Here is a 21279-nt window from a genome sequence, read left to right on the forward strand (position 1 = left end):
GCCCCGCCCCCGACCGCCTTGCCGCGCCTGCTGCCGCCTCGGTAGAAGAGCCCCACCACAGGAGCTACTGCCCGGTATCCCAAGGGCCCGGCAGAACGGGGGATCTCCATCATGAACACGTCCACGCGTACTTCCACGTCCACGCGCACTTCCACTTCCGCGGCCACGCCCACGCCCGTCTCGAGGCCCGTGTCCAGGCCCGGCACCCGCCGCGACAGCCGCCGCCCCGGCGGCCCGCGCACCGCGCCCCGCCTCCCGCAGGCCGCTCCCTCACAGGCGGCTCCTTCGCAGGCCGCTCTCGCGCAGGCCGCTCTCTCGCAGGCCGCCGCCCGCCACCGCGCCGCCGCGCGGCAGCCGCACCGCTGGTTCGCCGACCAGCTGGTGCTCACCCTGAGCGGCCGGCGCCCCGTGCACGCGCTGCTGGGCCACGCCCTGCCCGCCGCCTACGACCGCCTCGTGGAACTCGCCCCACAGGCCCCGCTGCGCCCCGCAGGACGGCACCTCCGCGGTCCCGAGCCCGAGGTCCGCGAGTGCGGCGTGTACTGCCCGCGCAGCGGCGTCATCGAGGCGTTCGCGCGGATCGGCGCGGGCGAGCGGGTCCGGGCCCTCGCCTTCCGCCTCGAGCGGGGCCGCGACGCCCGCTGGCGCTGCGCCGCCCTGGACATCGGCCCGTCGGTCGCGGTCTGGAACCGGACGGTGTGAGCGCGGCGAGCGGCCACGCGAAGGGCCGGGGGCGCAGCCTTCCGCTGCGCGCCCCGGCCCGTCACCTCGCCGGCAAAGCCGGCCCGGTCACTTCTTGCGGCGCCGGCCGCCCTTCTGGGCCTTGCGGCGCTCGGCACGCGTCATGCCGTCGGTCTCCGAGCGGGTCTGGCCCGTGGGCACGGCGTCGTTGGTGAAGTCGCCCTCGACGACCCCGCCCTCGCCGTCCACCGTCGGCGCGGAGAAGTGCAGCCGGTCCGGGCGCTGCGGCGCGTCCAGGCCCTTGGCGTGGATCTCCGGCCGGCCGCCGGCCCCCGCCTGCGCCGGCACCGCGTCCTGGACCGCCGGGGCCTCCTCGGCCTCCTCCTGCACCGGGACCTCCTCGACCTGCTGCTCGACCTGGACCTCCAGGTTGAACAGGTAGCCGACGGACTCCTCCTTGATGCCCTCCATCATGGCGGTGAACATGTCGAAGCCCTCGCGCTGGTACTCCACCAGCGGGTCCTTCTGGGCCATCGCCCGCAGGCCGATGCCCTCCTGGAGGTAGTCCATCTCGTAGAGGTGCTCGCGCCACTTGCGGTCCAGGACGGACAGCACCACGCGGCGCTCCAGCTCCCGCATGATCTCCGAGCCGAGCTGCTCCTCGCGGGCCGCGTACTGCTCGTGGATGTCGTCCTTGATCGCCTCGGCGATGAACTCGGCGGTGATCCCGGCGCGGTCGCCGGCCTCCTCCTCCAGCTCCTCCACGGTCACCTTGACCGGGTACAGCTGCTTGAACGCGCCCCACAGCCGGTCCAGGTCCCACTCCTCGGCGAAGCCCTCGACCGTCTCCGCCTGGATGTAGGCGTCGATGGTGTCGTCCATGAAGTGCGTGATCTGCTCCTGCAGGTCCTCGCCCTCCAGGACGCGGCGGCGCTCGCCGTAGATGACCTCGCGCTGGCGGTTGAGCACCTCGTCGTACTTCAGGACGTTCTTCCGCGTCTCGAAGTTCTGCTGCTCGACCTGGGACTGCGCGGAGGCGATGGCGCGCGTCACCATCTTGTTCTCGATCGGCACGTCGTCGGGGACGTTGGCCATGGCCATCACGCGCTCGACCATCTGGGCCTTGAAGAGCCGCATCAGGTCGTCGCCGAGCGAGAGGTAGAACCGGGACTCGCCGGGGTCGCCCTGTCGGCCGGAACGACCGCGCAGCTGGTTGTCGATGCGGCGCGACTCGTGCCGCTCGGTGCCGAGGACGTAGAGCCCGCCGAGCTCCTTGACCTCCTCGAACTCCGCCTTGACCGCGGCCTCGGCCTTCTCCAGCGCCGCGGGCAGCGCGGCCGCCCACTCCTCCACGTGCTCGACCGGGTCCAGGCCCATGCCGCGCAGCTCGGTCTCGGCCATGTCGTCCGGATTGCCGCCGAGCTTGATGTCCGTACCGCGGCCCGCCATGTTCGTCGCGACCGTGACGGAGCCCTTGCGGCCGGCCTGGGCGACGATCGACGCCTCCCGGTCGTGCTGCTTGGCGTTGAGCACCTCGTGCCGCACGCCGCGCTTGTTGAGCTGCTGCGAGAGGTACTCGGACTTCTCGACCGAGGTCGTACCGACCAGGATCGGCTGGCCCTTCTCGTGCTTCTCGGCGATGTCGTCGACGACCGCGGCGAACTTGGCGACCTCGGTGCGGTAGATCAGGTCCGCCTGGTCCTTGCGGACCATCGGCTTGTTCGTCGGGATCGGGACGACGCCGAGCTTGTAGATCTGGTGGAACTCGGCCGCCTCGGTCATGGCCGTACCGGTCATGCCGGAGAGCTTGTCGTAGAGGCGGAAGAAGTTCTGGAGGGTGATCGTGGCGAGGGTCTGGTTCTCGTCCTTGATCTCCACCCCTTCCTTCGCCTCGATCGCCTGGTGCATGCCCTCGTTGTAACGGCGGCCGGCGAGGATACGGCCGGTGTGCTCGTCGACGATCATGACCTCGCCGTCGATGACGACGTAGTCCTTGTCCTTCTTGAACAGTTCCTTCGCCTTGATGGCGTTGTTCAGATAACCGACGAGCGGGGTGTTGACCGACTCGTAGAGGTTGTCGATGCCGAGCCAGTCCTCGACCTTGCTGACACCGGACTCGTGGATGCCGACCGTGCGCTTCTTCTCGTCGACGTCGTAGTCGCCGGTCTCCTCGACGCCGCGCTGCGGATTGGCCGCCTCGCCCTTCTTCAGGCGCTTGACCAGCTTGGCGAAGTCGCCGTACCACTTCGTCGCCGAGTCGGCCGGGCCGGAGATGATCAGCGGCGTACGGGCCTCGTCGACCAGGATGGAGTCGACCTCGTCGACGATCGCGAAGTTGTGGCCGCGCTGGACCAACTCGTCCTGCGACCACGCCATGTTGTCGCGGAGGTAGTCGAAGCCGAACTCGTTGTTCGTGCCGTAGGTGATGTCGTAGCCGTACTGCTCGCGGCGCTGCGCCGGCGTCATGTTCGCCAGGATGCAACCGACCGAGAGGCCCAGGAACTTGTGGACCCGGCCCATCATCTCGGAGTCGCGCTCGGCCAGATAGTCGTTGACCGTGATGAGGTGGACGCCCTTGCCGGACAGCGCGTTCAGATACGCGGGCAGGGTGCCGACCAGGGTCTTGCCCTCACCGGTCTTCATCTCGGCGACGTACCCGAGGTGCAGCGCGGCGCCGCCCATGAGCTGGACGTCGTAGTGGCGCTGGCCGAGCACCCGCTTGGCGGCCTCGCGGACGGTCGCGAACGCCTCGGGGAGCAGGTCGTCCAGGCTCTCGCCGTCGGCGTACCGCTCCTTGTACTCGTCGGTGAGGGCCCGCAGCTCGGCGTCGGAGAGTTTGACGAAGTCTTCTTCGATGGAGTTGACCTGGCCCGCGATGCGGTGCAGTTTGCGCAGGATCTTGCCTTCGCCTGCACGCATGATCTTCGTCAAGACGGACACTTGGGCTGGTCTCCTCGCCGGTCGGGCCTGTGCACGGTCGGTGCGCGGGCGCGGCATTTTTCCAAGGGGCAGGCCCCGCCGCAACGGCCATCGTAAGGGAGGACCCCGCTACGCAGGGAGGTCCGTCGCCCCGAAGGCCCCTGTCCCTTCTCCACAACTTTCCACGACTCGCTACGACACTGTCGATGTCACCTCGCTACGACAACGCGCGAGGCCCGCAGAAGGTGCCGGTACTGCCAATTCCGGTACTGCCGGTTCCGGTCGCACCCGGGGGCGCAGCGTAATTCCTTCGCGCCCTTCGCGGCCAATACGCACACTGCTGCCATGGAACCCGTCACGCTCACCACCGAGCGGCTCGTCCTGCGGCCCTTCCGGCCCGCCGACGCCGCAGCCGTGCACGCCGCCTGCCAGGACCCCGACATTCCGCGCTGGACGAACGTCCCCTCCCCGTACACGCGGGCACACGCGGAGGACTGGGTGGGCCCGGCCTCCGCCCGGGGTTGGCGCGAGGACACCGGATACGCGTTCGCCGTGACGCTGAAGGAGGACGGCCGCCCGGCGGGCGACGGGACGCTGGTGGGCGCGGCCGGCCTGGTCCGGCTGGCCCAGCTGGCGGCGCCCGAGCGCCAGGCCGAGCTCGGGTACTGGGCGGTCAAGGAGCAGCGCGGCCGCGGGTACACCGTCGAGGCCGCCCGCGCGCTCGTGCGCTGGGCCTTCGCCGACCTCAAGGTCGAGCGCATGGAGTGGGTCGCGGAGGCCGGCAACGAAGCGTCGCGGGCGGTCGCCCTGAAGGCCGGGTTCCGCATGGAGGGCACGGTCCGCGCGAAGCTCCCGCACGAGGGCACCCGCCGCGACGCCTGGCTCGCCTCCCTCCTCCCCTCCGACCTGGGCCTCTCCTCCGACACGCCGTATCTGCCCTACGAGAGGTGAGCCGCCCGGGACGAGAGGTGAGCCGCCCGGACAGGGAACGGTTGATCGATTCGCCGGAGCGTTGTCAGTGGCCGGTCCTACTCTGATCCACATGACAGCCGTGCCCGCAGCGCAGCCCGTGACCAGTCTGTCCGCCGATGAAGCGCGCCGCCTCGCGCTGCGCGCCCAGGGGTTCCTGGGCGCGCCCGACCGCCGCGCGGGCGTGCGCGGCGTGCTCCGCCGGCTCGGCGCCGTCCAGCTCGACACGATCTCCGTGCTGGCCCGCTCCCACGAGCTCATCCCGTACGCCCGCCTCGGCCCGGTCGGCCGCCCGGCCGTGGAGTCGGCGTACTGGACCCCGCGCGCCGACGCGGACAGCGCTGACCCGGCGCCCGACGCGTCGTACGAGCCGCACAGCTTCGAGTACTGGTCGCACGCCGCCTGCATCCTGCCGATCGAGGAGTGGCCGCACTTCGCGTTCCGGCGCCGGGCCTGGCGGGCGCGCGGCCACCGCTGGCACGTCATGCAGGACCCCGAGCGCTCCTGCGCCGCCGTCCTGGACCGCCTCAAGGCCGACGGCCCGCTCACCACGACCCAGCTGGGTGGCGGGCGAAAGGGCGGCGAGTGGTGGGACTGGTCCGAGACGAAGATCGCCGTGGAGTGGCTGCTCGACACCGGCGACGTGGTCTGTACGGAGCGCCGTGGCTGGAAAAGGGTGTACGACCTCGCCGAGCGCGCCGTTCCCGACGCCCTGCTGCACGACCGCCTCGACGACACGGAGTGCGTACGCCGCCTCGTCGCGCAGGCCGGCGCGGCCCTGGGCGTGGCCACCCGCGCGGACCTCGCGGATTACCACCGCCTCAAGGGCGAGCAGGTCAGCGCGGTCATCGAGGACACGGGACTCGTGCCGGTCGAGGTCGAGGGGTGGGGCAAAGCGGCCTGGGCCGACCCGGCCGCGCTGGCCGGGCCGCCGCGCGGCCGGCACCGCACCACGCTGCTCTCGCCGTTCGACTCGCTGATCTGGGACCGCCCGCGCACGGAGCGGATCTTCGGCTTCACGCACCGGCTGGAGGCATACGTCCCCCGGCCCAAGCGGATACACGGTTACTTCGCCATGCCCCTGCTCGCCGGCGGCAAGCTGATGGGGCGGGTCGACCCGGCCCGCGAGGGCACGACGCTGGTCGCCCGGCAGGTCTCGATGCAGGGCCCCAAGGCCGTACGTCCCATGGCCCAGGCCCTGGTGGAGGCCGCCGCCTGGGTCGACTGCGATGCCGTACGGGTCGACCGCTGCGACGACCCGGCGCTGCTCGCCGCCCTCACCGCCGAGCTGTCTCGGCTGACGTGAGGCGGCGGAGGCGGAGGCAGGGAGGGGAGGCGAAGCTGGGGAGGCATGGCCATGACGTTCTGGGGCCGTCGGGACTCCGTGCGCCCGCGTCCCGGTGCCCCCGCTAGCGGATCTCCAGGATCTTCTCGCGCATCGCGTACACGACCGCCTCCATCCGGGAGTGCAGCTGCAGTTTCTCCAGGATATTGCGGACGTGGTTCTTCACGGTGTTCTCGGAGATGAACAGTTCCTTGGCGATGTCGCGGTTGTTCATTCCCGTGGCGACGAGCTTCAGCACTTCCAGCTCGCGGTCCGTGAGCCGCGGCGCCGGAACGAGCCGCCGCTCGTCCGTCCGCTGGATCATCGACTTGAACTCCGTGAGGAGTTTGGACGCCATGGAGGGGCTGATCTGCGACTGCCCGTCGGCCACCGCGCGAATCGCCGTGGCCACCTCGTCGGTGGAGATCTCCTTGAGGAGATACCCCGTGGCACCCGCCTTGATCGCGTCGTAGAGGTCGGCTTCCTCGTCGCTGATCGTCAGCATGATGATCTTCGCGCTGGGGGCCACTTCCTTGATGGAGGTGCACGCCTCGATACCGCCCCGCCGGGGCATCCGCACGTCCATCAGCACGATGTCCGGCAGCAGGTCCGCGGCCTTGTCCACGGCCTCTGCGCCGTCCCCGGCCTCGCCGACGACCTGGATGTCCTCTTCCTGGGCCAGCACGATCTCCAGCCCCCGCCGGAAGAGTGCGTGGTCGTCCACCACCAGGACTCTGATCGGCTCCTTGCGGGACGCCGCTGCGGCCGAGCCGACATCGTCGGCCGTGCCGACGCCGTCATCGTCCGCTTCGTCGCGCACGGGCCCGAAGCTGTCCCCCATCGTTCCTCCCCGTCAACTACTCGGCCCGGAGGGCCTGAGCTTTCTCATAAGGCTGGTTGACAACAGCCCGCTACGGCCAGCCCGATCAGCGCCATACACAAATCGTCTCCCCGGCATGTCGCCGCCTCGTGCCTGAACACCCTGGTCGCACAGACTCTATACGGTCTCAACTCCTGCTCACAGCGGCCACAATGGCGCCCCCGGCGTGCGCCGGGGGCACCTCGGGAGTGCGTCAGCCGCCGAGCGCCCCGCCGGCGTCGGTGGGCGTTCCGTCCGCGAACGGATCGGAGTTCAGACGGATGACGCCGTAGTCGTATGCGTGCCTCCGGTAGACCACGCTGGGCTGCTTGGTGTCGGCGTCGACGAAGAGATAGAAGTCGTGTCCGACCAGCTCCATCTCGTAAAGCGCCTGGTCGAGGGCCATGGGCGCCGCGGAGTGGGTCTTCTCGCGAACGATCAGGGGGCCTTCGCCCTGGACCTCCAGCGAGCCGATCCGGGTGGTCGGCACCTTCTCCTCGGCGGCCGCTTCCTCGCCGACCAGTTCGCCGTTGGTGTTGAGCCGCGCCGCGTCCGGGACGCTGACGGCCACGTCGCTCGCCGGGATGCGTCCGCTGCCGCGCCGCGAGTGTCGCTTGTCGTGCTGCTTACGGAGTCGCGCCTCGAGCTTGGCCGTGGCCAGATCGAGCGCGGCGTACGGGTCGGCGGCAGCCGCCTCGGCCCGGACCACCGGGCCACGGGAGCGGAGAGTGATCTCCACCCGGTCGGAACGGTCGGCCTGTCGCGGGTTGGGCTCCTTGGACACCTCGACGTCCAGGCTGATCACCTTGCCGTCGAGCTTCTGGACCTTGTCCAGCTTCAGCTTCTCGGCCACGTGCTTGCGGAACCGCTCGGGCACCTCGGTCTTGCGGCCCTTGACGACGATGTCCACGCAGAACTCCGTTCCCGGATCACTCCGCTCAGTGGGCGGAGCAATTCCTTCTTGCACCAGGCCCCGGTGATTGCCGAAGCCTCGGACTTGGCGACTTTCACCTCCTCCTCCCCCACGTACCAGGACTCCACTCCAGCCGTTTTCAGCATCTCTGCCGGCATCGTGAATCGCACCTATCCGGCATACGAGGCAAAACGTCTGCCAAGTCCTCACAACCGAACATAGCTCGCTTGGGGGGTTGTCGGCACCCCCTCGCGGGGACCAGCTCCGTTTGAGTGATTTTTTGTCCTCAGTACCTGCAACGATGAATTTTCACGGTCAGTTCCAGTTGATTTCGAAAGCACTGGGTGAGGCCGCCACGACGGCCGCTCCCGCCACCCTCCCTCCTGCCGCTCCGACCGCCCGCGACGCCTCGGCCAGCGACGCTCCGGTGGTCATCAGATCGTCCACCAGCACCACCCGTCCGCCGCGCAGCAGCCGGCCGCCACCGGCGATCTCCAGCGCGCCGGCGAGATTCAGCTGCCGCTGCCGCGCGCCGAGCCCCGCCTGATCGATCACCGCCCGCCGCTGCCGCAGCGCCGCAAGCACCCGCGCCCCGGTCCCGCCGCGCCGCAGCTCCCGCGCCGCCGCCAGCGCGATCCTGCGCACCGGGTCGTGTCCCCGCCCGGCCACGGCGCTCCGGGCGGACGGCACGGGTATCAGCAGCAGCGGCCCCGGCCCGGCCCCCAGACCCCGCACAGCGCCCGCCAGCGCCCCGCCCAGCGGCGCGGCCAGGGCCAGGGCGCCCCGCTCCTTGTGCGCGAGCAGCACCGCCCGTACCGCGTCGGCGTACGCGGCCGCCGCATACACCCTCGGCAGCCCCGGCGGCGCCGGGCTCGGCCGCACCCGCCGCGGCCCACGCCGCCTCCCGGCCGCCTGCCCGCCCCCGGCGCACAGCGACCGCCTGCATTCCCCGCACAGCTCCGTCCGCGGCCGGCCGCACCCCGCGCAGCCGACCGGCAGCACCAACCCGGCGAATTCCCGCCACAACCCCCGCATGTCTCCACTGTCCCGCCCCGGCCGCCCGCCCACCACCCCTGTGGATAACTTCGGCGAACCGCCCTCCGGCAGCATGGACACAGGCAGCTTGACCTGCAGAAATACGCCCTGGTTGGTTGAGCGGGGCCGGGCGGGCTCAGCCCGGGTAGACCGGTGCCGTGCCGCGCGTCGCCACCGTCTTCCAGTTCGCGTCGACCGGCAGCCGGACGATGCCCTCGTCCGCGTCCGCGATCAGTGGCCGGGTCTCGTCCTCCGAGGCCGCCACCGCCTCGACGCCGTTCACACCGGGCAGAGTCTGCGTGTTGGACGCCGAACCGTCCGTCTCCATGAACTGCATCTGCTGCACCCCGCCGGACTCCCGGCCGACCACGACCAGCCGGCTGTCGCCCGCCCAGGAGGCGGCCACCACGTCCTCCAGCTGCGGCGCGATCGGGCGCAGCGCCTGTACGGACAGCTTGGGGTTCATCGCCGTACCGCCGCGTTCCACCCGGCCCAGCTGCAGAGTCGTCCGGCCCTTGTCCTCGATGAGCATGGCGATCCGTACGCCGTCCGACGCCACCCTGATCGACTTGATGCGCCGCTTGCCGAGCCCGGGTACCGCGACCTCCTGCGGCTCGCCCTTGCCCGACCGCAGCCGCAGCAGCCGCGACCCGTCACCGTCCCGGTCCGCGATCCACAGATCGCCCAGGCCGTCCCAGCTCGGCGCGGTCAGCCCGTCCGTCTCGTTCTTCGCCTTGCTGCGCAGCCGTACCTCGGCCCGCTTGGACATCTCGTCCAGGGCGGCGACGTACAGCGCGCGCCCGTTCAGCGAGACGCCGGCCGCGGACTCCTCGCCGTGTGCCACGCCCACCGAGCGCAGCGCGATCTTGCCCGTACCGAGCGGCCCCGGCACCGGCGTCGCGTCGGTCGCGGTGTCCGTCATGCTGACCACCCGGTGATCACCGTCGACGTAGTACTCCAGCGCGGTGTGCCGTACCCGCGCCTGCTGGCCAAAACGGTCCGCCGCCTCCTGCTGCTTCAGTTTGCACAGCGAGTCGCCGCCGGCCTTCTGGAGCTCCACCTCGCTGACCTTCGAAGCACGCGCCATGCCCTGCACCGTGAAAAGCACCTGGGCGGCCATCCGCCGGCACTGGTCGCCGTTCACGCCGGTCGCCTCCTTGCTGAGCCGTACCCGCAGCGCGTTGGAGTCGTCCAGCGTCAGAGTGGGCCGCGAGACGTGCGTGTCCTTCGGGAACGCGGAAACCGCCACCTGGTGCAGCCAGTTGGTCGGCCCTTGCAGCAGCGCGTTCACGCTGGCCGTGACGGGATCTATCCGCTGCCGGAGGTACACGGGGTCGGCCACGAGCACGTCCTTGCCCGCCCTCGGCTCCCCGGCCTCGGACTTGTAGGACGCGAAGTAGTACTTGTTGACGGGCTGATAGATGCGCTGGAAGTCCGGCAGCCCCAGCACCAGTCCGTTCGGCAGCCGGTCGATGCGCCACTGCCCGTTCTCCCGGGCCAGGTGCATCGTCTCGCGGTACGCCTTCTCCTGGGGCGTGTAGGCGTGCTTGCGGTCCACCGTGGCGACCTGTGTGCCCTCCAGCGTGACCGTGAAGCCCTTGGCGTCCTCGCGGTTGGCCGGGCTGCCCTCCGGAGTGGCCTTGGGGCGCTCCTGGAGCACCTTGGTGGTCGCGAACGGCTGCCAGGCCTTGCGGGCGGGCGCCGCCAAATACTGCTTGGCCGTACGGAGGTTGGCCTCGTCACTGGTCAGCGCGTCGAGGAAACCGCGCACGATGTCGGTCGGCTGCGCCCCGTCCTGCGGCGGCACGCCGTAGACCCGCACCTGCGAGTCGGCGTCCGCGCGGGACGCCTGATCGACCGGCAGCGACTCACCCTCGTCCGGCATCGACGCGCACCCGGCCAGCAGCATCGCCCCGGCGGCGAGCACCGCGAGAGTACGGAGGCGGCGGCCCCGGTCCCGCCTTCCGGCGCGGCCACGGCCGCGACCGCGATCAGCGCCGATCACGTAGCTCGTCCTCCCGTCCCTCGCCGTCCCGCGCCTCACCCGTGCGGGCATGTGCGTCCGCACCGGCCCGGGCGCGCGCGTCCGCACCCGTACGGCTGCACGCGTCGGCATCCGTACCGCTGTGATCCGTACCGCTGCGCCCGTCCGTGGTGTCGCCGGCCGGTAGCTCCTTGGGCCCCGCCCCGTTGTGCGCGGAGCCGCCGTACACGGTGCCGCTCTGCGCCGCCCCGTCGTGCGCGGGGGCGCCGTGCGATGCGTCCTCGGTGCCTGCCGCACCGTTCGTACCGGGACGCGGCGCGGCCTCCGCGGCGCCGTTCCCGGACTGGGCCGGAACCGTGGTCACGGGCTTGCGCGCCTCGATGGCGCGGTGCCCGGACGCGCGGCTACGGGCACGGTTGCGCCGCGAATCCTCCGGCTCCAGGGGGATCGGCGAGCCGCGCAGCGCCTCGCCCGCCGTACGCGGCAGCGTCAGCCGGAACTGGGAACCGCCGCCCGGCTCGCCCCACGCCTGCAGCCACCCGCCGTGCAGCCGGGCGTCCTCGACCGCGATCGACAGGCCGAGGCCCGTGCCGCCGGTCGTACGGGCCCGGGCCGGGTCGGCGCGCCAGAAACGGTTGAAGACCCGCGTCGCCTCGCCGGGCCGCAGCCCGACGCCGTAGTCGCGTACCGCGATGGCCACCGCGCCGCCGTTCCGGCCGCCGGCGGAGGCCAGGCGTACGACGATGTCGCGGCCCTCGCCGTGCTCGACCGCGTTGACCACCAGATTGCGCAGCACCCGCTCCACACGCCGGGCGTCCGCCTCGGCCACCACCGGGTACTCGGCGCCGCGCACGACGACGCGGCTGCCCTTGGCCTCCGCCAGCGGCTCGGCGCCCTCGATGACGCGGTGGACGACGTCCCGCAGGTCTATCGGCTCGGCTTCCAGCGCGGCCGCCCCCGCGTCGAACCGGCTGATCTCCAGCAGGTCCGCCAGCAGCGACTCGAACCGGTCCAGCTGCCCGCGCAGCAACTCGGCCGAACGCGCGGTCGCCGGGTCGAAATCCTCGCGCGCGTCGTGAATGAGGTCGGCGGCCATCCGTACGGTCGTCAGCGGCGTCCGCAGTTCGTGCGACACATCGGACACGAAGCGGCGCTGCATGCGGGAGAGCGCCTCCAGCTGCTGGATCTTGCTCTGCAGGTTCTGCGCCATCTTGTTGAACGATTCGCCGAGCCGCGCGATGTCGTCCTCGCCGGTGACCTTCATCCGCTCCTGCAGCAGGCCGGCGGCAAGCCGCTCGGAGATCCCCGCGGCCATCCGTACCGGGGTCACGACCTGCCGCACCACCAGCCACGCGATCGCGCCGAGCAGCACCACGACGAAGACCCCGGCCGTGGCGAGGGTGCCCTTCACGAGGCTGAGCGACTTCTCCTCCTGGCTGAAGGAGAACAGGTAGTAGAGCTGGTACGGATTGCTGTTGACGTCGTCCAGCCGCTTGCCGATGACCAGCGCGGGCTCGCCCTCGTCCGACCCGACCCGCTTGATCTGGGTGTACTCGCGGTACGTACCCGCGTTCTTGTCCAGTTTCCGGCGCATCTCCGCCGGCACGCTGCGCTCCGGATCCACATCGCCCGAAGCGCGCGGACCGCGCACGCCGGGGCTGTCGTCCACGAACGGCTGCTCGACAGCCGAGTCCGAGCTCAGCGCGACCACCGAGAACACGCCCTGGCCGCCACTGGCGAGCTGCTCGACCAGGCTGGTGAGCCAGGTCGCGGAGTCCTGCGCGCCGCGGTTACCGAGGCGCTGGGCGTCGTCCCCGCGGATGTCACCGGCGCCGTCGGCCATCTGCTGGGCTACGGCGAAGCCGCCGGCGGCCTGGCTCTGCGCGGCCTGCCGCTTGGCGTCCAGCAGGCCGTTCCGCACCTGTCCGATGACCACGAGGCCGAGCAGCAGCACCACGCCCAGCGACATCAGCAGGGTCGTCGCGACGACCCGCAGCTGGATGTTGCGCCGCCACAGGCGCATGGCGGGCAGCAGCGGCCGCCGCACCCAGCGGCCGATGAGGCGCAGCATGGGGTGGACCGGCCCGGTGGCCGCCCCGTCGGGCAGCAGCTGCTGCCCGCCTCGCACGAAGCGCTCGAGGAAGGACATGTCATCCGCCGCCTCAGCGGCCCGCCCCCGCGTCCCCTCCGGAGCCGAACCGTCCCGGGGCATCTCAGCTGGGCCCGGCCTTGTAGCCGACGCCACGCACCGTCACCACGATCTCCGGCCGCTCCGGGTCCTTCTCGACCTTCGAGCGCAGCCGCTGGACGTGGACGTTCACCAGCCGGGTGTCCGCGGCATGGCGGTACCCCCAGACCTGCTCCAGCAGCACCTCTCGGGTGAAGACCTGCCACGGCTTGCGCGCCAGCGCGACCAGCAGGTCGAACTCCAGCGGCGTCAGCGCTATCGACTGCCCGTCCCGCTTCACGGAGTGCCCCGCCACGTCGATGACCAGGTCACCGATGGCCAGCTGCTCCGGCGCGGGCTCCTCGGACCGGCGCAGCCGCGCCCGGATCCGTGCCACCAGCTCCTTCGGCTTGAACGGCTTGACGATGTAGTCGTCCGCCCCCGACTCCAGACCGACCACCACATCCACGGTGTCGCTCTTGGCCGTGAGCATCACGATCGGTACGCCGGACTCGGCCCGGATCAGCCGGCACACCTCGATGCCGTCCCGTCCGGGCAGCATGAGGTCGAGCAGTACAAGGTCGGGCTTGGCCTCGCGAAACGCGGCGAGCGCCTTGTCGCCGTCCGACACGAACGACGGTTCAAAGCCTTCGCCGCGCAGCACGATGCCGAGCATCTCTGCCAGTGCGGTGTCGTCGTCGACGACCAGGACGCGTCCCTTCATTCGGCCATCATCCCATTACCTGATCGTGACTTAGCGAATCGTGACGTGGAACACACTTCCGCCAGGCTGTCACGAGTGACCGGAGAGACCACACCGGCCTCGGTCACGATCGCGGTCACCAGCTCGGCCGGGGTGATGTCGAAGGCCGGGTTGTAGGCCTGCGCGCCCAGCGGCGCCACCGGCACGCCGACGCCCGCCTCCGTCCCCGCGGCGACCACATACGGCAGCGAGATCTCGGTCACTTCGTGCCCGGCCCGCTGCTCCACCTCGATCAACGCGCCCTCCTCGGTCTCCGGATCCAGCGTCGTGGTGGGGGCGACCACCACGAACGGCACGTGGTGATAGCGCGCCAGCACGGCCAGCGGATAGCTGCCCACCTTGTTGGCGACCGCGCCGTCCGCCGCGATCCGGTCCGCGCCGATCAGTACGGCATCCACCTCGCCCGCCGCGAAGAGCGACCCCGCCGCCCCGTCGGGCAGCACTGTGTAGGCCATTCCCGCCCGCGCCGCTTCGTACGCGGTCAGCCGCGCCCCCTGCAGCAGCGGCCTGGTCTCGTCCACCCACAGGCGTCGCAGCTCTCCCGCCCGGTGCGCCGCCAGCGCCACCGCGAAGGCGGTGCCCTCGCCCCCGGAGACCAGCGCTCCCGTGTTGCAGTGCGTCAGGATGCGGTGACCACCGCCCGGCAGCAGCTCACCGAGCAGCGCCAGCCCGTGCTCCGCCATCCGCGCGCTGGCCCGCGCGTCCTCGGCGTGTACCGCCCTGGCCTCGGCCAGCGCGGCCCCCGCGGCCTCCTCGGGCGACTGCCCGGCGGCCAGCGCCGCGTCGTACGCCCCCACCGCGCGCCGCACGCCGTACGCGAGGTTGACGGCGGTCGGCCGGGCGTATGCCAGGCTCGCCGCGGCGTCGGCCACGTCGAACCCGCGGGCGGCCGCCAGCGCGACGCCGTACGCCCCGGCGATCCCCAGCAGCGGAGCACCGCGCACCGCCAGCGTCCGGATCGCCTGGACCAGAGCCGGTACGTCCGTGCACACCAACTCGGTTTCTTCCGCAGGCAATCGTGTCTGGTCCAGCAGGACCACCACCGGCCCTTCGGGCGGCTCCTCCCAGCGCAGCGCAGGGACTGCGGGTGCCGCGGCGCCCGCCTGACGTACTCCGTACGGATCGGCCATCCGCCCAGTCTGCCGTCAGCGGCGGGGCGAACATAAGGTCCCCCCTCGGGACCCGGACAGTCTTCGAGCCCCGGACGGTCCCCGGGACCGGGACGGCCGCCGGGAGAACCGGAACGTCTCCGCCCGGTACCGGAAGATCCCTTCCTGACAAGGGGGCCGGTACGAAACCGGACTTGCCGTGGCACGATGACTGGCACCGCGGACCCCGGAACCCGACCGCCGCCGCGGACGGGCAGTGTGAAGGAGCGACGATGAACAACTCTCCGGGCTGGGCCTCGCCCGGATCCTCCCCCTCCGACGAGCCGGACCGCGGCCCCCAGGAGCAGCCCACCCCGCCCGAGCAGACCACCGACCCGCAGTCCACCGGCCCGCAGCCCAAGGACGCACCGGCGACCGAGCAGGGGACGGCGGATCAGCAGCCGAAGCCCACGGCTCAGCAGAACGATGGTCAGCAGCCGTCGCCCGCATCGCAGCAGACCGGTGGTCAGCAGCCTGCGCCCCCCTCGCAGCAGACGGCGGGTCAACCGCCCTCCGCCCAGTGGGCCAAGGAGCAGCCGCCGGCCGGCCAGTGGTCCGCGCCCAGCGGCGGAGTACCGACCGGAGCGCCGACCGAGGGGACGCCGGGCAGCGGCCCCGACGGCGCCGCGAACGGCGGCGCACCCGGCTGGAATCCGCCGGGCGGCGCGGGCCCGCAGGGCGGCGCTCCCGGCGGCGGCCCCGGCTGGGGCGGACAGCCCGGATGGAGCGGCCAGCAGGGCTGGAACGGTGGCCAGGCCGGCCCCGGCGGCGCCAACTGGGGTGGCGGCAGGCCTGGCTGGGGCGGCGCGTGGTCCCCGCCGCCTCCGGCGGCCAAGCCCGGCGTCATCCCGCTGCGCCCGCTCGGCGTCAACGAAATCCTCGACGGCGCGGTGGCCACGATGCGGGCGCACTGGCGCACCATGCTGGGCATCTCGCTCGTCGTCGCGGTAATCACGCAGGCCGTCGCCACGGTCGTGTCGGGCGTGTGGTTCCGAGGCACCGACAACATGACGCTCGGGACCGACCCGAGCGCGGACGTCGACGAGGTCATGCGCGAGGCCGGCGGCCAGCTCGCCGCCAGCGGCATCACCTGGTTCATCGCCATGCTCGGCACGGTGATCGCCACCGCGCTGATCACCATCGTCGTCAGCCGTGCCGTCCTGGGCCGCTCGGTCTCCGCCGGGGAGGCATGGCGCGACTCGAGCCGGCAACTCCCCCGCCTCTTCGGCCTGCTCCTCCTGCTCCCGCTGCTCATCGCCGCCGTCATCACGGTCGGCCTGCTGCCCGGCATCCTCGTCGCCGTACTCGGCTCGGCTCCGGCCGGTGTGGCGCTCGCGCTGCTCGGCGGGCTCGCCGGCCTGGCCGCCGGGGTCTGGCTGTGGATCCGCTACTGCCTCGCCGCCCCCGCCCTGATGCTCGAGAAGCAGGGCGTCATCACGTCCATGCGCCGCTCCGCCAAGCTCGTACGCGGCGCCTGGTGGCGCGTGCTGGGCATCCAGCTGCTCACCGTACTGATCGTGGTGATCGTGGAGTTCATCGTCCAGATCCCGGCCACCATCATCGCTTTCCTGCTCGGCGGGGAGAGCGCCGCGAGCTGGATGAACGGCAACGCCACCACCGGCTGGACCTTCCTGATCGTGGTCGGCATCGGCGCCGTGATCAGCTCGACCGTCACCTTCCCGATCAGCGCCGGCGTCACCGCGCTCCTGTACATGGACCAGCGGATCCGGCGCGAGGCCCTCGACCTCGAACTGGCGCGCGCGGCCGGGCTCCCCGGCTACGGCGCCGACGCGGCCCCCGCCCCCGGCGCCACCCCCGGGAGCTGATGCGGTGCCGGCCGGGGGGAGAATCGCCGTGCTCGCGCAGCACCTCGCGGGCACCGGCGACGACGTGCCCGTACAGATCCCGCGCGGTCCTGCCCGCGAGGCGGCGGAACGCGAACTGTCCAAGCCGCGATACCACGAGTACGACCCCAACCCGCTCCAGCGCGCCCTCAATTGGCTCTGGCAGCGCATCGACGACCTCTTCAACGCGGCCGCCGGAGTGGCCCCCGGCGGCTGGGTCGGGCTGCTCGTCGTCGTCCTGGTGGTCCTGCTGCTGGTCGTCGCCCTCCGGCTGCGGCTCGGCGCGCTGCGCCGCACGCCCACCACCGCCGCCGCGCTCTTCCCCGACCGGCCCCGCACCGCCGCCGAACACCGTACGGCCGCGGAAGCGCACGCCGCCCGCAGCGACTGGACGCCCGCCGTCCAGGAGCGGATGCGCGCGATCGTCCTCGCCCTGGAGGAACGCGCGCTGCTCACACCCGCGCCGGGACGCACCGCCGACGAGGCGGCCACCGAGGCCGGCCGCGCCTTTCCTACCCACACCGACCGGCTGCGCGCCGCCTCCCGGGCCTTCGACGGCATCACATACGGCCGTCGCCCCGGCACCGCCGACGAGTACACCCTGCTCAGCGCCCTGGACACGGACCTCAGCCAGGCGAAGCCGGACCTCACCACCACCCGGCCCGGGGCCGCCGGATGACCTCTTCCCCCGCTTACACCACCTCCGTGTCGCCCACCGCCGCCCGGATCTGGGCGCGCTCCCGCGGCCTGCTGATCGCGCTCCTCGTCCTCGCCCTGGGCGGCATCGCCATCGCCGCGCTGAAGTCCGGCGAACAGCACGGCCGCCTCGACCCACGCTCCGCCGACCCCACCGGCAGCCGCGCCCTCGCCACCCTGCTGTCCGAACGGGGCGTCAGCACCCGCGTCGTGACCAGCACTCGCGAAGCCGCCGCCGCGGCAGGCCCCGACACCACCCTGCTGATCACCGACCCGAACCTGCTGACCGACCGACAGCTCAGCACCCTGCGTACGGCCACCGGGCGCTCCCCCGGCCGCACCGTCCTCCTCGCCCCCGACCAAGTGGCGCTCGACGCGCTGGCCCCCGGCGCCCGGGCCGCGGACCCCACCGATACCACCGTGCGCGCACCGGACTGCCCCCTGCCCGCCGCCCGCCGCGCCGGCGACGCCGACCTCGGCGGGGTCCGCTACCGCACCTCGGCGCCCGATGCCGACCGCTGCTACCTCGTGGACGGCCTGCCCACCCTGCTCCGCCTGCCGGGCAACGCGGCGAGTGGCACCGGTCCGGCCGCCAGCGACACCGTGCTGCTCGGCTCCCCCGAACTTCTTTACAACCACGGCCTCGCCGAACAGGGCAACGCCTCGCTCGCCCTGCAACTCCTCGGTTCGCACCGTCATCTCGTCTGGTACCTCCCCTCCGTCAGTGATCCCGCGACCGCCCGGAACGGCGAGCGCTCCTTCCTCGACCTCATCCCCTCCGGCTGGCGCTGGGGACTGCTGCAGCTGGCCATCGCAGCCGTACTCACCGCCCTCTGGCGGGCCCGCCGGCTCGGCCCTCTCGTCCCCGAACGGCTGCCCGTCACCGTGCCCGCAGCCGAGACGACCGAGGGCCGTGCCCGCCTCTACCAACAGGCCGACGCCCGCGACCAGGCCGCCGCCGTCCTGCGCTCCGCCACCCGCACCCGACTGGCTCCCCTCGTCGGTGTGCCTCCGGCCGACATCCACACCGCTGACGTCCTCGTGCCTGCCGTCGCCGCCCGCCTCGCCGCCCGCGGCGAATCCGGTTCGTCCCTGCGCGCCCTGCTCTTCGGCACCGCCCCCGATGACGACAAGGCCCTGGTCCGGCTGGCCGACCAACTCGACGACCTCGAACGCTCGATCCTTCTCCAAGAGAGGCACGCACCTCGTGAGCACCCCGACAGCTGACCGCGCCCGAGCTTCCCTCGAGGCCCTGCGCACCGAGATCGCCAAGGCCGTCGTCGGCCAGGACCCCGCCGTCACCGGCCTGGTCGTCGCGCTGCTCTGCCGGGGCCACGTCCTGCTCGAAGGCGTACCGGGCGTCGCCAAGACCCTGCTCGTCCGCTCCCTCGCGGCAGCGCTCGACCTCGGTACGAAGCGCGTCCAGTTCACCCCCGACCTGATGCCGAGCGACGTCACCGGCTCACTCGTCTACGACGCGCGCACCGCCGAGTTCTCGTTCCAGCCGGGCCCCGTCTTCACCAACATCCTGCTCGCCGACGAGATCAACCGGACTCCGCCCAAGACCCAGGCCTCCCTCCTCGAAGCCATGGAGGAGCGGCAGGTGACCGTGGACGGAACGCCCCGCCCCCTCCCTGAGCCGTTCCTGGTCGCCGCGACCCAGAACCCGGTGGAGTACGAGGGCACGTATCCGCTGCCCGAGGCCCAGCTCGACCGCTTCCTGCTCAAGCTGACGGTCCCGCTGCCCGCCCGTCAGGACGAGATCGGCATCCTCACCCGGCATGCCGAGGGCTTCAGCCCGCGCGATCTGGCCTCCGCGGGGCTACGCCCCGTCGCCGGCGCCGCCGACCTCGAAGCCGCCCGCGCCGCCGTCGCGAAGACCGCGGTATCCCCCGACATCGCCGCCTACATCGTCGATATCTGCCGTGCCACGCGTGAATCCCCCTCGCTCTCCCTCGGCGTTTCCCCCCGAGGTGCCACTGCTCTGCTGTCCACGGCCCGCGCCTGGGCCTGGCTGACCGGCCGCGACTACGTCACCCCCGACGACGTCAAGGCCCTGGCCCTGCCCACACTGCGCCACCGCGTCCAACTCCGCCCCGAGGCGGAGATGGAAGGAGTCACGGCCGACTCCGTCATCTCCGCGGTCCTCGCCCACCTCCCCGTCCCCCGCTGAGCCGCGCCATGGCCCTTACCGGACGCACCGCGCTCCTCGCGGCGATCAGCGCACTCCTCGTCGGGCTCCTGCTCCCCGGCTGGACCGGCATCCTCACCGTCCAACTCACCTTGCTTGCAGCAATTCTGTGCGACCTTTCACTCGCCGCGCCAGTGCGAAAGCTGCAGTTCACCCGTACTGGTGACACATCAGTTCGACTCGGTGACGCTGTCCCCACACACCTCACCATCACCAACCCCACCGGACGTCTCTTGCGTGCCCACCTCCGCGATGCCTGGCCGCCCAGCGCCTTCGACCCCGGTACCGAGTACGACGCATCCCGGCACCGTCTCCGCATCCCCGCGTCCGAGCGCCGTCGCGACACCACGACCCTGCGCCCCACCCGCCGCGGCGAACACCGCGCCGTCCGCATCACCGTCCGCTCGTACGGGCCGCTCGGCCTGGCCGCCCGCCAGGGCAGCCACCACGTCCCCTGGGCCGTCCGCGCCCTGCCGCCCTTCACCAGTCGCAAGCACCTCCCCGCAAAGCAAGCCCGCCTGCGCGAGCTCGACGGCCGCACCAGCATCCTGACCCGCGGCGAAGGCACCGAGTTCGACAGCCTCCGCGACTACACCCCCGGAGACGACACCCGCTCCATCGACTGGCGCGCCACCGCTCGCCAGCAGACCGTCGCCGTACGCACCTGGCGCCCGGAACGCGACCGCCACATCCTCCTCGCCCTGGAAACCGGCCGTACGTCGGCCGGCCGCGTCGGGGACATTCCCCGCCTCGACGCCTCCATGGACGCGGCGCTGCTCCTCGCCGCGCTGGCCTCCCGCGCCGGCGACCGCGTCGATCTGCTCGCCTACGACCGCCGGGTACGCGCCGCTGTACAGGGCCGCACCGCGCGCGATCTCCTCCCCGCGCTCACCGACGCGCTGACCCCGCTCGAGCCGGAGCTCGTCGAAGCCGACGCCCGGGGTCTGGCCGCGGCGATCCGCCGCAGCGCGCCGCGCCGCTCCCTCATCGTGCTGTTCACCGGCCTCGACGCCGGACCGGTCGAGGAGGGGCTGCTCCCCGTCCTCCCCGGGCTCACGCAGAACAACGAGGTCATCGTGGCTGCGGTGGCCGATCCGCGCATCGAGGCCATGGCCGCCGGCCGCCATACCCCGGCCGATGTCTATGCCGCAGCTGCCGCGGAGCGCACCCGCGCCGAACGCCATCGCACCGCCGACCGCCTCCGCGGCCACGGCGTCACCGTCGTCGACGCCACGCCGGCTCTGCTGGCCCCGGAACTGGCCGACACGTACCTGGCTCTCAAGGCTTCCGGACGGCTCTGAGGGACAGCTGAGAGGGCGGCGAGGGAGGCTTGGCTGTCACGGGCGGGTCCGGCCCGGCCCCCTCGGTGCCAGTACCCTCGGTGCCGGTTCTTCTCCAAAACGCAGAAAAGCCCCGCACCATGAGGTGCGGGGCTTTCCCACAATGATTGTTCGGCGGCGTCCTACTCTCCCACAGGGTCCCCCCTGCAGTACCATCGGCGCTGAAAGGCTTAGCTTCCGGGTTCGAAATGTAACCGGGCGTTTCCCTAACGCAATGACCACCGAAACACTATGAAGATAACAACTCCAGCCGGAAAGGCGAGTTCGTTACTTCAGAACAAACACAGTGGACGCGAGCAACTGAGGACAAGCCCTCGGCCTATTAGTACCAGTCAACTCCACCCGTTACCGGGCTTCCATATCTGGCCTATCAACCCAGTCGTCTACTGGGAGCCTTACCCTCTCAAGGAGGTGGGAGTACTCATCTCGAAGCAGGCTTCCCGCTT

General features: G+C 71.8%; 16 protein-coding genes and 1 rRNA gene. 8 read left to right on the forward strand and 9 right to left on the reverse strand.

The window, feature by feature from the left end:
- Nucleotides 1–189 precede the first annotated feature (189 nt).
- Nucleotides 190–702 (forward strand): Rv3235 family protein, encoded by a 513-nt coding sequence (locus tag ACZ4MH_RS07795; RefSeq protein WP_467754397.1) that lies wholly within the window; start codon nucleotides 190–192, stop codon nucleotides 700–702.
- 87 nt (nucleotides 703–789) lie between these two features.
- Here ACZ4MH_RS07795 and secA read toward each other — a convergent pair whose 3' ends face one another.
- Nucleotides 790–3621 (reverse strand): preprotein translocase subunit SecA, encoded by a 2832-nt coding sequence (secA, locus tag ACZ4MH_RS07800; RefSeq protein WP_351601385.1) that lies wholly within the window; start codon nucleotides 3619–3621, stop codon nucleotides 790–792.
- A gap of 324 nt (nucleotides 3622–3945) precedes the next feature.
- Between secA and ACZ4MH_RS07805 the strand changes: the two genes are divergently transcribed.
- Both ACZ4MH_RS07805 and ACZ4MH_RS07810 read left to right on the forward strand, forming a co-directional pair.
- Entirely contained in the window at nucleotides 3946–4551 is a 606-nt protein-coding gene (locus tag ACZ4MH_RS07805; RefSeq protein WP_351601382.1) for a GNAT family N-acetyltransferase, read from the forward strand.
- A 91-nt stretch (nucleotides 4552–4642) separates the two neighbouring features.
- A complete protein-coding gene (locus ACZ4MH_RS07810) occupies nucleotides 4643–5875 on the forward strand; it encodes a winged helix-turn-helix domain-containing protein (protein WP_351601379.1) in 1233 nt (410 codons plus the stop codon).
- Between the two features lie 103 nt (nucleotides 5876–5978).
- Here ACZ4MH_RS07810 and ACZ4MH_RS07815 read toward each other — a convergent pair whose 3' ends face one another.
- The 7 genes from ACZ4MH_RS07815 to mtnA all read right to left on the reverse strand — a co-directional run bounded on the left by ACZ4MH_RS07815 (nucleotide 5979) and on the right by mtnA (nucleotide 14744).
- Entirely contained in the window at nucleotides 5979–6734 is a 756-nt protein-coding gene (locus ACZ4MH_RS07815; RefSeq protein ID WP_351601376.1) for a response regulator transcription factor, read from the reverse strand.
- Between the two features lie 232 nt (nucleotides 6735–6966).
- Complete coding sequence (gene hpf, locus ACZ4MH_RS07820; RefSeq protein ID WP_351601373.1) at nucleotides 6967–7662, reverse strand: ribosome hibernation-promoting factor, HPF/YfiA family; 696 nt, start codon at nucleotides 7660–7662, stop codon at nucleotides 6967–6969.
- Between the two features lie 318 nt (nucleotides 7663–7980).
- On the reverse strand, nucleotides 7981–8700 hold the full coding sequence (locus tag ACZ4MH_RS07825) for a ComF family protein (RefSeq protein ID WP_467754398.1): 720 nt from the start codon (nucleotides 8698–8700) through the stop codon (nucleotides 7981–7983).
- Nucleotides 8701–8836: 136 nt separating this feature from the next.
- A complete protein-coding gene (locus tag ACZ4MH_RS07830; RefSeq protein WP_467754399.1) occupies nucleotides 8837–10756 on the reverse strand; it encodes an LpqB family beta-propeller domain-containing protein in 1920 nt (639 codons plus the stop codon).
- Nucleotides 10692–12833 (reverse strand): MtrAB system histidine kinase MtrB, encoded by a 2142-nt coding sequence (gene mtrB / locus ACZ4MH_RS07835; RefSeq protein WP_467754400.1) that lies wholly within the window; start codon nucleotides 12831–12833, stop codon nucleotides 10692–10694. Before mtrB ends, ACZ4MH_RS07830 begins: the two co-directional genes overlap by 65 nt.
- Before the next feature lie 64 nt (nucleotides 12834–12897).
- On the reverse strand, nucleotides 12898–13575 hold the full coding sequence (gene mtrA / locus ACZ4MH_RS07840; protein ID WP_030250475.1) for a two-component system response regulator MtrA: 678 nt from the start codon (nucleotides 13573–13575) through the stop codon (nucleotides 12898–12900).
- Nucleotides 13572–14744, reverse strand: coding sequence for an S-methyl-5-thioribose-1-phosphate isomerase (gene mtnA, locus ACZ4MH_RS07845; protein WP_351600493.1), 1173 nt, complete (start codon nucleotides 14742–14744; stop codon nucleotides 13572–13574). The genes mtrA and mtnA overlap by 4 nt, the downstream gene beginning before the upstream one ends.
- A 251-nt stretch (nucleotides 14745–14995) precedes the next feature.
- Between mtnA and ACZ4MH_RS07850 the strand changes: the two genes are divergently transcribed.
- Genes ACZ4MH_RS07850 through ACZ4MH_RS07870 form a run of 5 tightly spaced genes read left to right on the forward strand, consistent with a single transcriptional unit; the run spans nucleotide 14996 to nucleotide 20794 of the window.
- Nucleotides 14996–16588: a DUF7544 domain-containing protein gene (locus ACZ4MH_RS07850; protein WP_351600490.1), complete on the forward strand. Its 1593-nt coding sequence runs from the start codon at nucleotides 14996–14998 to the stop codon at nucleotides 16586–16588.
- Nucleotides 16589–16616: 28 nt separating this feature from the next.
- Entirely contained in the window at nucleotides 16617–17285 is a 669-nt protein-coding gene (locus tag ACZ4MH_RS07855; protein ID WP_351600488.1) for a DUF4129 domain-containing protein, read from the forward strand.
- Complete coding sequence (locus ACZ4MH_RS07860; protein WP_351600486.1) at nucleotides 17282–18529, forward strand: DUF4350 domain-containing protein; 1248 nt, start codon at nucleotides 17282–17284, stop codon at nucleotides 18527–18529. Before ACZ4MH_RS07855 ends, ACZ4MH_RS07860 begins: the two co-directional genes overlap by 4 nt.
- Nucleotides 18510–19475 (forward strand): AAA family ATPase, encoded by a 966-nt coding sequence (locus tag ACZ4MH_RS07865; RefSeq protein WP_351600484.1) that lies wholly within the window; start codon nucleotides 18510–18512, stop codon nucleotides 19473–19475. Before ACZ4MH_RS07860 ends, ACZ4MH_RS07865 begins: the two co-directional genes overlap by 20 nt.
- An 8-nt stretch (nucleotides 19476–19483) precedes the next feature.
- Nucleotides 19484–20794, forward strand: coding sequence for a DUF58 domain-containing protein (locus tag ACZ4MH_RS07870; protein ID WP_351600482.1), 1311 nt, complete (start codon nucleotides 19484–19486; stop codon nucleotides 20792–20794).
- A gap of 148 nt (nucleotides 20795–20942) precedes the next feature.
- Here ACZ4MH_RS07870 and rrf read toward each other — a convergent pair.
- Nucleotides 20943–21059, reverse strand: a 5S ribosomal RNA gene (rrf, locus tag ACZ4MH_RS07875).
- Between the last annotated feature and the right edge of the window lie 220 nt (nucleotides 21060–21279).

It is taken from the genome of Streptomyces sp. NPDC026301 (assembly GCF_055567935.1).